The sequence below is a fragment of the Desulfamplus magnetovallimortis genome, assembly GCF_900170035.1.
In the GTDB taxonomy this organism is placed as follows: domain Bacteria; phylum Desulfobacterota; class Desulfobacteria; order Desulfobacterales; family Desulfobacteraceae; genus Desulfamplus; species Desulfamplus magnetovallimortis.
This window is the reverse complement of record NZ_LT828540.1, coordinates 483,342-497,963: the sequence shown is the minus strand read 5'-3', so window position 1 is coordinate 497,963 and position 14,622 is coordinate 483,342. Positions and strand designations below refer to the sequence as shown.

At 40.8% G+C, this 14,622-nt stretch carries 13 protein-coding genes; 10 read left to right on the top strand and 3 right to left on the bottom strand.

Going from position 1 to position 14,622, the window contains the following annotated elements; translation table 11 throughout:
• Window positions 1-205 precede the first annotated feature (205 nt).
• The 3 genes from MTBBW1_RS02110 (at window position 206) to lptF (ending at window position 3,867) form a co-directional block, all read left to right on the top strand.
• Window positions 206-1,144, top strand: coding sequence for an ABC transporter substrate-binding protein (locus MTBBW1_RS02110; protein ID WP_080798498.1), 939 nt, complete (start codon window positions 206-208; stop codon window positions 1,142-1,144).
• A 384-nt stretch (window positions 1,145-1,528) separates the two neighbouring features.
• Window positions 1,529-2,728: a hypothetical protein gene (locus MTBBW1_RS02105; protein WP_139786630.1), complete on the top strand. Its 1,200-nt coding sequence runs from the start codon at window positions 1,529-1,531 to the stop codon at window positions 2,726-2,728.
• Complete coding sequence (lptF, locus tag MTBBW1_RS02100) at window positions 2,728-3,867, top strand: LPS export ABC transporter permease LptF (RefSeq protein WP_080798494.1); 1,140 nt, start codon at window positions 2,728-2,730, stop codon at window positions 3,865-3,867. The genes MTBBW1_RS02105 and lptF overlap by 1 nt, the downstream gene beginning before the upstream one ends.
• 102 nt (window positions 3,868-3,969) lie before the next feature.
• Here lptF and MTBBW1_RS02095 read toward each other — a convergent pair whose 3' ends face one another.
• The 3 genes from MTBBW1_RS02095 to MTBBW1_RS02085 all read right to left on the bottom strand — a co-directional run bounded on the left by MTBBW1_RS02095 (window position 3,970) and on the right by MTBBW1_RS02085 (window position 7,468).
• A complete protein-coding gene (locus MTBBW1_RS02095) occupies window positions 3,970-4,251 on the bottom strand; it encodes a DUF6812 domain-containing protein (RefSeq protein ID WP_080798492.1) in 282 nt (93 codons plus the stop codon).
• 188 nt (window positions 4,252-4,439) lie between these two features.
• Window positions 4,440-6,572, bottom strand: coding sequence for an acetate--CoA ligase family protein (locus MTBBW1_RS02090; protein WP_080798489.1), 2,133 nt, complete (start codon window positions 6,570-6,572; stop codon window positions 4,440-4,442).
• A gap of 131 nt (window positions 6,573-6,703) precedes the next feature.
• Complete coding sequence (locus tag MTBBW1_RS02085; protein ID WP_080798486.1) at window positions 6,704-7,468, bottom strand: enoyl-CoA hydratase/isomerase family protein; 765 nt, start codon at window positions 7,466-7,468, stop codon at window positions 6,704-6,706.
• A gap of 568 nt (window positions 7,469-8,036) precedes the next feature.
• Between MTBBW1_RS02085 and fabG the strand changes: the two genes are divergently transcribed.
• From fabG to MTBBW1_RS02050, 7 genes are all read left to right on the top strand, one after another.
• Window positions 8,037-8,765: a 3-oxoacyl-ACP reductase FabG gene (fabG, locus tag MTBBW1_RS02080; protein WP_080798483.1), complete on the top strand. Its 729-nt coding sequence runs from the start codon at window positions 8,037-8,039 to the stop codon at window positions 8,763-8,765.
• A gap of 251 nt (window positions 8,766-9,016) precedes the next feature.
• Complete coding sequence (locus tag MTBBW1_RS02075) at window positions 9,017-10,129, top strand: phytoene desaturase family protein (protein WP_080798480.1); 1,113 nt, start codon at window positions 9,017-9,019, stop codon at window positions 10,127-10,129.
• Window positions 10,130-10,200: 71 nt separating this feature from the next.
• Window positions 10,201-10,671 carry a phytoene desaturase family protein gene (locus tag MTBBW1_RS02070; protein WP_139786629.1) on the top strand — a complete coding sequence of 157 codons (471 nt, stop codon included), beginning with the start codon at window positions 10,201-10,203 and terminating at the stop codon, window positions 10,669-10,671.
• Complete coding sequence (locus MTBBW1_RS02065; RefSeq protein ID WP_080798473.1) at window positions 10,668-11,906, top strand: beta-ketoacyl-[acyl-carrier-protein] synthase family protein; 1,239 nt, start codon at window positions 10,668-10,670, stop codon at window positions 11,904-11,906. Before MTBBW1_RS02070 ends, MTBBW1_RS02065 begins: the two co-directional genes overlap by 4 nt.
• 2 nt (window positions 11,907-11,908) lie before the next feature.
• Window positions 11,909-12,175 (top strand): phosphopantetheine-binding protein, encoded by a 267-nt coding sequence (locus tag MTBBW1_RS02060; RefSeq protein WP_080798469.1) that lies wholly within the window; start codon window positions 11,909-11,911, stop codon window positions 12,173-12,175.
• Window positions 12,175-12,951 carry a lysophospholipid acyltransferase family protein gene (locus MTBBW1_RS02055; protein WP_080798466.1) on the top strand — a complete coding sequence of 259 codons (777 nt, stop codon included), beginning with the start codon at window positions 12,175-12,177 and terminating at the stop codon, window positions 12,949-12,951. Before MTBBW1_RS02060 ends, MTBBW1_RS02055 begins: the two co-directional genes overlap by 1 nt.
• A complete protein-coding gene (locus MTBBW1_RS02050) occupies window positions 12,951-14,531 on the top strand; it encodes an ApeP family dehydratase (RefSeq protein ID WP_080798463.1) in 1,581 nt (526 codons plus the stop codon). The genes MTBBW1_RS02055 and MTBBW1_RS02050 overlap by 1 nt, the downstream gene beginning before the upstream one ends.
• Window positions 14,532-14,622: the final 91 nt, after the last annotated feature.

The window sequence follows — 14,622 nt, the reverse complement described above, 5'->3', positions numbered from 1 at the left end:
TTCCTGAAACTTTGATTCCTGTATAACGGCCATGGCAGAGCCATCTGCCACAACGAAGCATGAAAGTCCTATAGATCCTTAAAAGACGGGGACTTTCCTATAAAAACGTACATGGCTGATGACCGCCACAATCGAAGAGATGAAAGTCGTTTTAAAAACAGGCTGTTACCGAGACTTTCATATAAATAAACTCAAGGAGACTATAATGGCAGAAAAACCAACGCTGCGGATTGGCCACCTATCCATTACTGATCATTTGATTCTCGGTGTAACGGATTTGAAGTTGAAAAAAGGTGCTGAAAAATTTGAACACTGTAATCTTCAGACTGTTCTTAAAAATGGTTGGAATGAAGTTGCAGACGCATTGACGGTTAAATCACTTGATGGTGCTTTTATTCTTGCACCCACAGCCATGGATCTTTATAAATCTGGAGTTGGCATAAAGCTGTTATTGCTGACCCATAAAAACGGCAGTATTCTTGTTAAGAATAAGCGGGCACATATTGAAAAAATTGAAGACTTTGCCGGTAAAACCGTTTTGATTCCATATCAGTTATCCATCCATAACATGCTTTTTCACAGGCTGCTTTCAGAAAAGGGCCTCAAGCCAGGCAGATCTGTTGAGCCTGATGTTGATGTAACTCTCGAAGTTGTCGCACCATTTCAGATGCCTGAAGCACTCCAGTATGATGAAGAGGGTGAAATCGGAGGTTTTATTGTTGCAGAACCTTTTGGTTCACAGGTAATTACCTCTGGCCTTGGAGAAGAATTCTATCTTTCTAAAGAACTTTGGCCCAAGCATCCATGTTGTGTTTTTGTGGTAAGAGATGAAATTATCGAAAAACATCCGGAAGCAATCCAGGAGATTACAACAAGTCTTGTTAAATCAGGAAAGGCAATTGATGCCCAGCCTGATCCGGCTTCTGTTATTGGTGCAAATTTTCTCTCCCAGGATGTCGAGGTAATAAAAAGAGTGTTGACCAAGCCGGCAGACCGCATTACAACAAATGAGCTTTTGCCTGTTATTGAAGATCTTGACATGATTCAGCAATATATGATGGACAAAATGAAGATAATGACAAGTCTTATTGATCTTGAAAAATTTATTGATACATCTTTTGCAAAGGAAGCTGGAGCACAGTAATTTAAGGTTTGAGAAAACCTGAACAAAAGCGCTTTTCTGATTTATTGTACTTTGGGCATGTTTATTGCTTTTCTTGAATTCTACTATTTGATGATCAAAATTCAAGAGATGAAAACCTTTGTTTGTACCTTTTTTTACCGTGGAAATAGATACAAATTTCCATATTCGGGGGTGGCTGAATGCCGGTCATGACCGTTTATTAGACAATCTCCATAACATGCTGATATACAACGACTTTCATGTTTCGTTGTGATGCATCAGCAAACATGGATGTTTATTAGAAAGCCTCTGTAAATGCTTGTTTTTAAAGGGCTTTCAATAGGTTTATCTACCTTTAAAGGTTTTCAGAAAAAGCAATTCTCATTTTATATGATGGGAGGGGATATGCTGCCGACAAATCAGGTTGACAACAGATATAACTATCTGGAACAGTTTACACAGAGAAACTCTACCGCCACCGTCAATAAGTCTTTCAGAGAACTTTTAAGTGAGCAGTCAGATTCAGCAGCCGGTAGATCTGCTGCTGAATCTTTACATAATAATACGTATGATAAAGAAAACAAAAGAGTTTATATTGGAACTATATCCAGTAAAATTCCTACTGTTTCAGAGCTTTTGTATGAATCTCCATACAAAAAAGATTGCTGGCAGATTCTTGACAGAGATGTCAATTCTTTGAAGCCTTTCAGGCAAATTCGCCCAGGCACTGATATTTACCTTGACACCACAACCTCTGAAATTATCTGGGGAGAAAAAAATAACTCACTGTCTGAGCCTCCGCCTGAAATTAAAAACAATAGTCCTGTGTTGACAGATATCCTTCAAAAATCTTCCCCATCCTCTTTTATGCCCCTTATGTCAGATAGTAAAACAAAAGGTTCAGAAGACAACTTAAACTTAAGTGTATCTTTAGATAATACCAATACCCTTAACCATACTGAAACCCTTAACCATACTGAAGGCGGCTTGCCAGCAAATACAACAAACACTGCGCTTAACCATGTTGTAAGTAAATTTATAGGCATGGATTATGATCAGATGGATTGCTATGAAATGGTAGTTGAAGGTCTTAAGGATATGGGAATCAATTATCAGGGAAAAAATGGGCTTGGGAACTATCTTGTCAGCAAGGCACTGGATAATGGACTGCCTGATAATCATTACTTAAATGGTGAAGGACTTGTTGCGGCAACTGGAAACAATATATATCACAAAAGATTTTTAAGGGTAAATAATCCGGATAGCGATTCTGAAAAGGTTATGCATGAGATGGAGCAATATTTGAAAGAGGGCCAGATTCTCTCTTTTTCAACACGTACAAGGGGACATACAGGAGTGATTTCCAGAAAAGATGATACATGGACCTTTATTAATTCAGGAGTCATGGATAATACAGTTTCAGGAGAAAACGGTTCAAAAGCAGTTGGAGAGGAGATCCTCTCAAAAGAGATTGAGAACTGGTTCAAACTGGCACTGGCCAGAAAAGAGGGATTGCAGATTACCCTCGGTGATATTGATATGGCAAAACTTGCCACCTACAAAAATTCCGATAATAACAAATCAAGATTTACCATTCCGGGGTAATGAAAATCAGTACCATATTAAATCGCTATATTTTCAGGGAACTCTTATCTCCTTTTTTTACCTCATTGATATTTTTAACCTTTGTCTTTTTGATGACGCGTATTCCTGATATTACCAACATGGTAGTGAACTACCATGCTGGTATTCCTGCAGTATTTCTGTTGATTCTATACTCCCTGCCTCGATTTATGGAGTTTACCATTCCCATGTCAGTAATGATTTCTGTGCTTTTGACCATGATGCGAATGGCCAGTGACAACGAAATCATTGCTGTCAAAGGAGCTGGAATTTCTCTTTACAGGCTTGTGCCGCCGGTAATGCTTTTTTCTGTATTGGGAACAATATTAACGTTGTGGATTGCATTATGGGGGGTACCATGGGGAAAATTCTCTTTTACCACAAAAGGGGCGGAGCTTGCACGATCCACTGTTCAGTTTGCTTTAAAAGAGCGTCAGTTTAACACAATGTTTGATGGGATAATGATCTATGTAACTTCTGTGAATGTAAAAAACTATCAGATGTCTGATATTTTTATTCAGGAGAGTCAGAACAGTGATAATCACAATATCACCATTGCATCAGAAGGGATGCTTATTTCAAATGAACAGAAAAATATCTATACACTCCACCTCGTTGACGGTATTGTAAATCAGGTCAACATTAAGAACGGTTCTGTAAATACCATGTCTTTTGAGACCTATGATATAAATTTTGATATGAATGCCCGTTTGCGTGATATCCAATATCAAAAAAAGGATTATAATGAGATGTATCCTGATGAGTTATTTGAATTCATCAGAAAAGGAGAGGGTGGCAAAAAAGAGCTTTTATCTGCAAGAATGGAGCTGCACGAAAAGTTTTCAATTCCTTTTGCATGTATAGCACTTGGTTTTCTTTCCATTCCTGTCGGGGTCAGCTCTGCTTCATCACGCCGCTCATCCGGGTTTGGAATGGGTTTATCTCTGTTTCTTTTTTATTATCTGCTTCTCGCCGCTGGATGGTCGGCCTGTGAGACAGGCTACTCACCACCTTTTATCGGCATGTGGATTTCTGATCTGGTTATACTGGTTATTGCCATTTTTCTTTTTTCAAGGGTTGCCGCTGAAAAAACTCTTCCTTTCCCATTTGAATCAGGATAACCAAGATGGAAAGGATTTTCAGGATAGGTAATCCTGTTTTATCCTGTTAATCTTGGATATCCTGATTCAGACAATGGCATCCTTATATATATGGATGCCAATCTATTTTTGATCCTCTTCCGGAGCTGCCCAGAGAATATGGTGTTTATTTATAAAAATAGTTCCATGTTTAATGCCTTTGTCTAAGTCATCACGCATCTCTGTTGCTGAAAAAAGTATCAGAAACTGCTCCTTGTTTTTTGTCAGAAGATCGCTCAATCTTTTATCATGGCTTAACTCTTCTCTGTTTATATTTATCTGTCCGGTAATAAAAGTTTTATCAGTCAGCTTAAGCCTTATGATACGGCTTTCTATTTCTCTCTGTTTTTCACTTTCCTCATTCATAAAAACTCCCCACTGTTTTGTTTAGATGAAAGTCTCAAAAACTACTTGTTTGTAAACGGTCATGGCCGGCATTAAGCCACCCCCGAATATTGAAATTTGTATCTATTTCCACGGTAAAATGATTTTCAATTCTTAGATTGTGGAGGGTATCCGCCATGCACATTATAGCCGTTGTCCCGATATTTAGATTATTTTTTAAGTATTATCCTTGCATCTACAACATTGACCCCCTGATGGTTGAGAATTACAGGATTTAAGTCCATCTCTTCAATTTCAGGATAGGACTCTATAAGCTCTGAGCATATAAGCAAAAGTTTTTTCAGTGCTTTTTTGTCATATCCGGGTTGTCCCCTTACACCATCAAGTATGACTGAAGAACGGGTTTTTTCAATCATTTTTCTTGCAGATCGTTCAGATATTGGTAGAACCCAAAATGTAACATCTTTCATGATTTCAACCATGATTCCACCTAATCCATACATGATAACAGGCCCAAACAGATCATCTATTTTTGTACCTATAATAACTTCAAGTCCACTTGTTACCATAGGAGATACAAGTACTCCCCTGATATCTGCATCAGGATTGTAGTTTTTGGCATTTTCAATGATTTTTTGATATGCTGACCGGACATCCTCTTCTGTCTCAAGATCCACTTTTACACCACCTGCATCGCTTTTGTGGAGAATATCCGGAGAGACGATCTTAAGTACCACCTTACCGTTAATACTGTTTGCCATCTTAACAGCCTGTTCTTCGCTTTCTGCTACAGTATCCCCGCAGACAGGTGCTCCATGCATCTTTATAAGCTGTTTTGCCTCATGCTCCAAAAGCACCCTTCGATTTTCACTTCTTGCCTTGTTGATGATATCGACTCCGCTCTTTTTTGCTTTTGCTCCCCAATTAAAAAGGAAGTTGGTCTTGGCCTGGTAGGAGGTAAGTGTGTCACCATACTCACAAAGGGCAGCTATGCACTTGCAGGAGATATCAAGAGAGTCATTTACAGGTATATCATAGTAACCAAGAAGTTGTATTGGATGAGAGTTATAAGAGCTGTAAAGGCTGTGCATGACGATTGGCTTGTTTTTTGTTTTTACCATTTTTCCAAGGCGATGGGCTGCCTCTTCTTCGGCAAATGTAAGGCTTTTATCAAAGCGAATGCCGTAACCGCCAAACAACCCAACAATAAGAAGGCCGCCTACATTGGGATCTTTCAGGAGAATGCGGGCACAGTCGGCAAAAATTGACGGATCAGAGTCAGTTCCTCCTGCAACATCCACAGGATTGACAACAGATGCTGCATTTGGAAGGATCTCCTTTAGTTTTTTCTGGGTCTGGGATGTAAGGTTGGGTAATTTTATACCATAATCTGATAAAAGATCTGCTGCAATTGTTGCATGGCCTCCGCCATCAGCCAGAATTGCAACACTGTTGTTTTTTATGGGGGGCTGGCTTGAGAGGGTTTCTGCAACCGGAAAAAGCTCATCAGAGTTTTCAATGACAATTATACCTGCACGTTCAAATGCAGCTTTTGCAACTTCACTCATGCCGGCAAGGGAACCTGTGTGGGAGCCTGCTGATTTTTTCCCGGAATCTGATCGACCACTTTTCAGAAGTATGATTGGTTTTTTTGTTGTTGTCTGATAGGCCTGTTGTAGAAATTCCCTGCCGTTACTCATTCCTTCCACATACATAAGAATGGATTTTGTGGCAGGATCATTGCTGAAATAATCAAGATATTCGTGGAACTTAATATCAGATTCATTTCCAACACCCACATAATATGTAAAACCTTCATGTTTTCGGATCATGGCTTCAGTAATAAGGGTCAATGCCATGTTGCCACTCTGGCACAACAGGGCAATATTTCCTTTGGGTGCGTTTTTGATTCCCACGAGGTTCATGTTTGATTTCATGTTGATCATCCCCGAGGTATTGGGACCTATGAGACGCACTCCATATTTTTTGGCAGATACCAGCATTTCGTTTTCAAGTTCCTGCCCATGCTCCCCAAGTTCTCTGAATCCTCCGGCAATAATGACAGCACCGGCTATTCCCTTTTCTCCGCACTCTTTCAGAAGCGAGGGTATGGTTCTTGCCGGTGTGGTAATAAGAGCCAGATCAACGCTTTGTGGGATGGCCGAGACACTTTCATGGCATTTAAGGCCAAGAATCACATCTTCCTTTGGATTTACAGGAAAGATATCTCCTTCGTATCCCTCTTCCTGAAGGGTTTTTATGGCCTGATAACCTCTTTTGGTAGGGTTTTTTGAAGCACCAATAATGGCAACAGATGTGGCATCCAGCAATTTTTTAAGCATGTATTACCTCCAAGGTAATTTTTGGGGGGTTTGATTCAATTTTCAGCCATTTGTGTAGGGGCAATCCCCTGTGAATGCCTTAGTCAAGGCAGGCAGATTTACTCCTACTGTGGTCAACCCCATTTTTTTGATTACTCTTTACGTTTTTCAAAGGCCTCAAGTGAGCTTTGGCGTTCCTTTGTGGATACACACGCAAGGCACGCTTCAATTTCAAAATCCATAACAGCATTAAGGCTTGCTTCTCCCTGGGCCATAAGAAGGCCTTTTTTTATCATTGCAAGGGAAAACGCAGAGTTGGCAGCAATTTTATCCGCCATTTTCAAGGTTTCCTCCATGAGTGATTCAGAAGGGACTGCATAGTTTACAAGGCCAATTTTTTCTGCCTCTTCACCTGTGATGTTTTCGGCTGTAAAAAGAAGCTCCCTTGCTTTTCCAGGGCCCACAATATTCTGTATTAACCGGAAAGCTCCACCTGTTACTGAAGATGTTACCCTTGCTTCAGGAGAGCCAATAAGGGCATCGGAAGCAGCAAAACGGATATCACATGCCAGGGCAAGCTCATAACCTGACCCCAGTGCATAGCCGTTTACAGCAGCAAGTGTTGGTTTTTCAAAGTATATGATTTTTCTTGATGCTTCCTGAAGTGATTCAAGGTACTTTCGGTAATCTTCAATTGTGCGGTCTTTTGAGTCCTTAAGATCCGCTCCTGTTGAAAAAGCCCTGCCATGACCTGTAAAAACCGCTACCTTTATATTTTTGTTATTTTTTATATGTTCAAGGGCATCCATGATTTCAAGCCACATCTGGCGATTCATGGCGTTGAGTACCTTGGGTCTGTTAAGGGTAATTATGGCTGTTTGATCTTTTACCTCAAAAATAATGCATGAGTAATCCATATGGGTTCACCTTTTTTATTCTGATCTCATTATTGAAGGGTGCCAAGAAATGTAATATTTTTCTTATCATAGAAAACCAGAGGAATCCAACATTAACATCAATTTTCTGATAGTGATTATTTTTTAGATAATAAAACAAAAAGTCATATATGAATCAAAATTTTATAATATACTATTTTGTATTCTTACATTGTGGTAAACGGGCATGGCTGCCATCCAGCTACCCCGAATATGGAAAATTGTATCCATTTCCACGGTAAAAGCATACAATGACTTTAATAGTGCTTTGTGATGATTATTCCTCCTGACTATAGATATTGAATATAAGTTATTGAAATTGTTAACTGGATTTTATTTTTTATAAACAATAAAAATTGATAAAAATATATATAAAATAATAATTTTAAAAAATATATCAAAGATAATTTAAGAAAAAAATATATTTATTTTTCCATTTCTGCAATAAAAAAACCCTCTTGACATTCATTTTTTCTTGGATTAAAAGAGCAGTTTTACTATAGTTAATAATTTTGAGTTTGCACACAGAAGGTGTACAAGGAGGAACAAAATGGAACACAAAGGTTGCGCCCTGGTTATTGGTGGAAGTCGGGGGATCGGAAAGGCATGTGCCCTCAGATTGGCCAGATCAGGGTTTGACATTGTTCTTTCCTATAAAAGCAGCGAAGAGCAGGCTCTTGAGGTAAAAGAAGAGATCACAAAGTTGGGAAAACGATGCGATCTGCTCTCCTTTGATGTTGCTGATACCGATGAGTGTGAGAAAGTATTAAAAGAACAGTTTGGCAAAACTGCTCCGGATGTATTGCTACACAATGCAGGTATTACCCGTGACAATCTACTGTTGTGGATGAAAAAAGATCAATGGAACGATGTATTGAGGACAAATCTGGATGGATTTTACAATGTTGTCAAGCCTATGGTTTTCAATATGTTGAGGGCAAAAAAGGGACGAATTATAGTTGTTTCCTCAGTTTCCGGAGAACAGGGTCAGGCAGGACAAGTCAACTACTCTGCCTCCAAAGCAGGTCTTATTGGCGCAGCAAAAGCCCTTGCCCGGGAAGTTGGTAAAAAGGGAATTATTGTGAATGTTGTTTCTCCAGGGGTTATTGAAACTGACATGACAGATAAATTTCCCATGGATAAGGTTTTGCCGCTGATTCCCATGGGACGAATCGGAACACCTGAAGACGTTGCCTCTGTTGTTGATTTCCTTGCAAGTGAGAAAAATATGTATATCCACGGTCAGGTGATCAGCGTAAATGGTGGATTGAGAACATGATTTTGATTGAATCATTGTACACTCTTCATATCATCCCCGGTAGTACTTTACACTTTCTGGATTTATAGACTTTCAGAAAAAAATTTTGGCATCTCAACTTTGGAAAGGGCAGCCACACAGGGCAGTCCTACAGTAGTATTGCCAATTTAACTATTCTGGAAAACTATAAATTGCCAAAAAATGTACAGGTTTTACCGGAAAGTGTAAATCGGCAGATGCCGATCATAGGCATGGGATTGATTCATAAATAAATGAAAAATATGGGAAAAAATGAGTGTTATGACAATATTGTGGTGGGAGGTGGTGTCAGTGGGCTAACCATGGCTTTGCTCCTTGCCATGAACGGGCGTAAAGTGATTCTTCTGGAAAAAGGCCCTGCCATTGGGGGCTCCCTGCGTCGATTTTACAGACAGGGTGTACCACTTGACACTGGATTTCATTTTACCGGCGGCTTTTCAGAAGAAGCTATCCTTACGGATATGTTGAAAATCTTGTCCATGGACAAAGATATTTTTCCGGAATTTGTGAAGAGTGCCGAGGATAATCAATTCATCTTTGAATCCACAGGAGATTGTCATAAACTTCCCTTTGGATGGCTGACAGTGGCCAATGCCATGATATCTGACTTTCCTGATGAGGCAGATGCTGTAACCTCTTATTTTTCCCGTATCAGAAAATTGGTACAGGAGACAGGGGCAATGGATATCAGGAGTATATTGACTGAGCGTCCTTTACAATCCAAAGATGATTTTGTAACTCTTGCGGATGTACTTGATTCATTGACCGATGATATCCGTTTAAAATCTATATTGGCATCTCTTTCCATGTGTTACGGGTCAGAACCTTCTGCCATCTCCTTTGCCAACCACAGCCGGGTAGTTTACGGGCTTTATCAATCCATTGCAAGGGTAAAGAACGGGGGCGATGCATTTATTCGTGCCTTTAAAAAGCAACTTGATAAATTTGGAGTTACAGTCAGAACAAATTCCTCTATTAAGAGCATGGAGGAGATTGAAAACCGCACTGTTGGCATCTTTATTCTCAATGACGGAAAACCTTTGCAGGCAAAGGAGTGCATTTTCACCATTCATCCCAAAGAGGTTCTGAAAATTTTACCTTCAGAGCATCTGACAAGAGCCTTTCAAAAGAGGGTTGAATCTTTTGAGCGTTCCATTGGTTTTTTTCTGTTTTTTTCAAGGTTAAACCTTCATTTCCGGCTGAAGCCCCCCCCATATGTGAAAATCAAATCTCTTTCCACGGTAACCCTTCATGGTCAACTTCAACGATCAGCTCCAATCATAAAGATAATGAGGATGCATTTCACATTAGTAATATGGCATCTCAACCATTTTCTCCTGCCTTGATAACACTGTTGCCCCAGGATGACATCAGGGAGGTTTTTGATACTTCAAGGAGCGGAGATTTTCCTTTAGTAATGATAAAAAGCCACGAAGTGGTTAAGGGAGAAGTTGTAAATCTTATCAATGCATTTGAAATGTCCCACTATGAGCATGTGGAAAAATGGGCAGATTCAACTGTGGGGAAAAGAGTTTCTGGGTATGATGCCTACAAAAAAGATAAAATATCCAGAATTAAGGATAGAATAGTACGGCAATTTCCTGAATATGAAAACTCATTGCAGTTGCTGGATGCTGCCAGCATGCTAACCTTTCGGGATTATCTCAATACGCCTTTTGGGTGTGCTTATGGGATCAAACAGAAAATGGGGCAGTTTAACCTTTTTGGCAGGCTTCCTTTCCGCAATCTCTATTGCGCAGGTCAGAGCGCTCTTCTTCCCGGTATAATGGGGAGCATGATGTCATCTTTTGTTTTATGCCGCCTGCTGCTTGATCGTCAGGAGTATGCCCGATTTATTGAATATTCACTTGGAGGTAGAGACAAATGACAGCAGCCAGAGTAGTCATAACGGGAAAGGGTGTGATAACAGGTATGGGCTGCGGTATGGATGCACTGATCTCTGGTATTGAAAAGGGTAAATGTGCCACCAGAAGAATGCCAGGCTGGGAGAGATATAAAGGTCTCAGAAGCCTTATTGGAGTTCCAGTTGATATGCCGGATTACAGGCATATTCCCAGAAAGATTAGACGATCCATGGGGAGACTGAGCCTGCTTACCCTGTTTGCAGCAGATGAGGCACTTTCCTCAGCAGGAATAAAGAGCCTTGATTTCCTGGAGGGCAAGTGCGGATGCGTAGTGGGTTCCACAATGGGGGGTGCCGAGGCTTTGAACGACACTTTTGAGACAATGCTGCCGGATCATGACCTTTCAAAACTCTCTGCCATGAAATTTTTTCATACGGTCTCCCATACGGCAGCAATGAATCTTGCCCAGTATCTTGGCTTAAGGGGAATTGTCATGGCAACTTCCGCAGCATGTGCTTCCTCATTGCAGGCTGTGGGAACAGGTTTTGATCTTATCAGAAACAGAAGGCAGTCAATGGTGCTTTGCGGTGGAGCAGAAGAGCTTCATCCCACTGTTACAGGCTCTTTTGATATTCTTTTTGCATCTTCCACAAACTATAATGATATTCCTGAAAAGTCACCAAGACCCTTTGATAAGGATCGGGATGGCATTGTTTGCGGGGAAGGCGCAGGAATTCTTGTGCTGGAAGATTATGAACATGCTGTTGAGCGAGGAGCAAATATTTTGGCTGAGATCAGAGGTTATCATACATGCAGCAGCGGCTCACATGTGAGCCAGGCCCACAGGGAGTCCATGATTCACTGTATGAATATGGCATTGTCCGAAGCTGATATTTTACCCTCAAAGGTTGATCTGGTAAGTGCGCATGCCACAGCCACACGTCATGGCGATGAGGAGGAGGCCCAAGCCATTGCAACTGTTTTTGGTGCCAATACCCCAGTGCAGAGCCTGAAAGGATATATAGGTCATACACTCGGGGCATCGGGTTCCATAGAGCTTGCTGTTGTTATGGATATGATGAAGCAAAATATGATATACCCCACATGCAATCTTGAAGTTGTGGACAATGGGTGTGACGTTGTCTTTCATGTAAGAGAGACCTTGCATCGATCCGTTGATGTGGTTTTGAAAAACTGTTTTGCCTTTGGCGGCATAAACGCTTCTCTTGTATGTACAAAGTTTAAACCGGAGATTTGAGAATGAATTTGAGCATGGATGAAAAGATTATTGAAATGGTGAATGAGGTTTTTATGGAGTCCTTTGAACTTGAAGAGGAGGAACTTATTCCGGAAGCCACCATTTTTGAGGATCTTGGTCTCGACAGTCTTGATGTTGTTGACTTGATTGTCGCTCTTCAGGATAAATTCAATGTGACTTTGCGGGATGATGAGCGTGTCAAAAATATTGTCACCCTGGAGAACCTGTATGACTTCATTGCATTGATAAAAACGGAACATACCTGCTGATGGTTGTTTTTAAAAATACGGTTTTTTATATTTTATCTGCGCTGTTCACCATTATTGCTTTTTGTGCCGGATTGTTCATATTGCTTCTAATGCGCTGTTTTTTTCCTGAAAGAACCATTCTCTCTACTCTACGCAGCTTCATTGTCCTTTATGGCAAGTGTATCGTTTTCGGTTTGGGCAGACTGGTAGCCCATGTCAGATTTATAGATTCCACAGGGGGCAGAGAGATTAATTTTCCATGTGTTTATGTGGTTAACCACAGAGCTGCCTCGGATGCTTTTCTCATGGCGGTATTGCCCGGAGAGTTTGTCCAGATAGTCAATATTTGGCCATTCAGACTTCCCATACTTGGCATTTGCGCCAAGCTTGCGGGTTATATCAGTATTCGTGAGATGCCCTTTGATGATTTCCTAAAAATTTTTAGGAATTTAGTACAACAAAAAGTGTCTGTGGTCTGTTTTCCCGAAGGAACCAGATCCGGTTCATCCAGGATCAACCATTTCCATGGTGCGATTTTTCGGGCAGCACAGTCTGAAAAAGTGAGCGTGATTCCTGTTTGTATCATGGGAAATGAAGATAAGCCTAAGAAAGGTTCTCTTCTTATCAAACCTGGCGTTGTGGATGTTCACATGCTGCCTCCTATTAACTTTGCAGAGTATGCTCACTTAAGCCCTTTTGCCTTGAAAAAACATGTCAGAAAGATCATGCAGGATTTCATTGATGCCCATGAAAACCGGAGAGTCTTGCATATGGGTGAAAAGGATAGTCTCATATAATGGGCGGAAATATGAACATGACGGTGAAAACCATTGCTGTTAAGCTTCCCCGGGTGCTTTTTGAGAGCACTGACTGCTCTCTGGCTGAAGCTGGTAAACCCGGTTTGCCTGATGACTGTAAGCTGTACTGCGCTGAAGATGACAAACTGGATCTTAAAGAGATCCTTGGCATTGTTGATCAGGCTTCACGCCTTGGGGTGGAGGAAATTATCATTACAGATGAAAATTTTTCTGTGCATCCCTGGTTTTTTGATATTCTTGCTCATATTCGTATTAATGGATTGCGTGCGGGGTTTTGCACTTTCGGTATGGGAATAACCCGTGAAGTGGCTCAAAGGCTTTTCACTGATGGAGTGAATGTCATCCTGATGCATCAGGATCTGTTCCCCAAAAAAACAACCGGTTCCGGAGACAACTGCTTCTGCGTGGATAAGGAGATACTTAAAGATCAGGATGCATATCGAGAAAATAATACCTCCAGCTCCGGAAAACCCTCCGGAGAACCCTGCTCAGTCGTGGGTAAAGGGTTTTATAATATATGTGATATAGTAAATATTTTCATGTCTGCCGGATATCCTGATGACAATGCAAAACTTTTTCTTGAGTCAATCATTTCCAGGGAGCATCTGACGGGTATTCCAGGTTTTTGGCGATGGGCGAGAGATAATAAACTTGTGCCTTTGATGACTCTTCCAGTTCCAGGACTTTTTGTGGGTGCAGATAGTGATAAAAAACATTGCAGACTCCCTGAACCAGATGATGTCAGAGCACTTTTTGAGGAACTTTCCGGAATAGATGCTGTGAAGTATAAAATTAACTGGAAACCCCTTCCACCGATTCCAGGCCCTGAAATACCTTCTTATTTGCGTTGTTGCACTGTGACTGATACAGGAGATATCTATCCTCGCAAAAGACTTCCCATATCTTTGGGCAACATAAGGCAAAAGCCCCTTGGTGTTATACTAAAGGAGAGTGAAGTACTTATGAATCTTGCGGGAGAAAACGGTAAGATAAAAATAAAAGGCCCGTGCCGCAGATGCGATGATGCAGATCAATGCTGCGGAAGTCGAGCTCTTGCTTATGCCCTGACAGGAGACTATATGGGCTCAGATCCTTTTTGCTGGAAAAATCAGGATAAAATTGATCAGATAGTCCATCTTCCCGCTTCTGTGGATGCCTTCATTCCACAGAAAAGACCCATTCAGGTAATAACAAAGCTTATTGCCGTTAAAGAGCGTTATGCTGAGATTGAATCTGTGATACCCCATGATACCATTTTTCTTAAAAAGGACGGAACCCTTGAAGAGGTGATTCTCTTTGAAATGATGGCTCAGGCAGCAGCAGCCATGAATGGTTTCGAGGGCTTTGATACAGGGGAAAGTCCACATCAAGGCGTGTTGCTTGGTGGCAAGAATATACAAATACTTGACAAAATATACCCTGAAGTGCCCATGACTATTCAGGTTACAAAAAAAGCTAAGCTGGGCGGCTTTGGAGTAATGCACGGCATTGTGCTGTGTGGAGACAGGCCCGTTGCAGAAGGGAATTTCAAGGTGTTCAGGGAGGATGAAATTGTATAAAATAAATCGAGTATTTTGTTTAAGTTTTTCTCTTCTTTTTGTTTTCGTCATGATCTTTTTTTACTGCGTTCCATGCAGTGGGCTGGATTTA

Excerpts from the sequence above, each read along its gene's own strand:
- MTBBW1_RS02110 (WP_080798498.1), top strand. The coding sequence starts at position 206 with ATGGCAGAAAAACCAACGCTGCGGATTGGCCACCTATCCATTACTGAT.
- MTBBW1_RS02070 (WP_139786629.1), top strand. The coding sequence starts at position 10,201 with ATGATAAAAAGCCACGAAGTGGTTAAGGGAGAAGTTGTAAATCTTATC.
- fabG (WP_080798483.1), top strand. The coding sequence starts at position 8,037 with ATGGAACACAAAGGTTGCGCCCTGGTTATTGGTGGAAGTCGGGGGATC.
- MTBBW1_RS02065 (WP_080798473.1), top strand. The coding sequence starts at position 10,668 with ATGACAGCAGCCAGAGTAGTCATAACGGGAAAGGGTGTGATAACAGGT.
- MTBBW1_RS02105 (WP_139786630.1), top strand. The coding sequence starts at position 1,529 with ATGCTGCCGACAAATCAGGTTGACAACAGATATAACTATCTGGAACAG.
- MTBBW1_RS02095 (WP_080798492.1), bottom strand. The coding sequence starts at position 4,251 with ATGAATGAGGAAAGTGAAAAACAGAGAGAAATAGAAAGCCGTATCATA.
- MTBBW1_RS02090 (WP_080798489.1), bottom strand. The coding sequence starts at position 6,572 with ATGCTTAAAAAATTGCTGGATGCCACATCTGTTGCCATTATTGGTGCT.
- lptF (WP_080798494.1), top strand. The coding sequence starts at position 2,728 with ATGAAAATCAGTACCATATTAAATCGCTATATTTTCAGGGAACTCTTA.
- MTBBW1_RS02060 (WP_080798469.1), top strand. The coding sequence starts at position 11,909 with ATGAATTTGAGCATGGATGAAAAGATTATTGAAATGGTGAATGAGGTT.
- MTBBW1_RS02050 (WP_080798463.1), top strand. The coding sequence starts at position 12,951 with ATGGGCGGAAATATGAACATGACGGTGAAAACCATTGCTGTTAAGCTT.
- MTBBW1_RS02055 (WP_080798466.1), top strand. The coding sequence starts at position 12,175 with ATGGTTGTTTTTAAAAATACGGTTTTTTATATTTTATCTGCGCTGTTC.
- MTBBW1_RS02085 (WP_080798486.1), bottom strand. The coding sequence starts at position 7,468 with ATGGATTACTCATGCATTATTTTTGAGGTAAAAGATCAAACAGCCATA.
- MTBBW1_RS02075 (WP_080798480.1), top strand. The coding sequence starts at position 9,017 with ATGAAAAATATGGGAAAAAATGAGTGTTATGACAATATTGTGGTGGGA.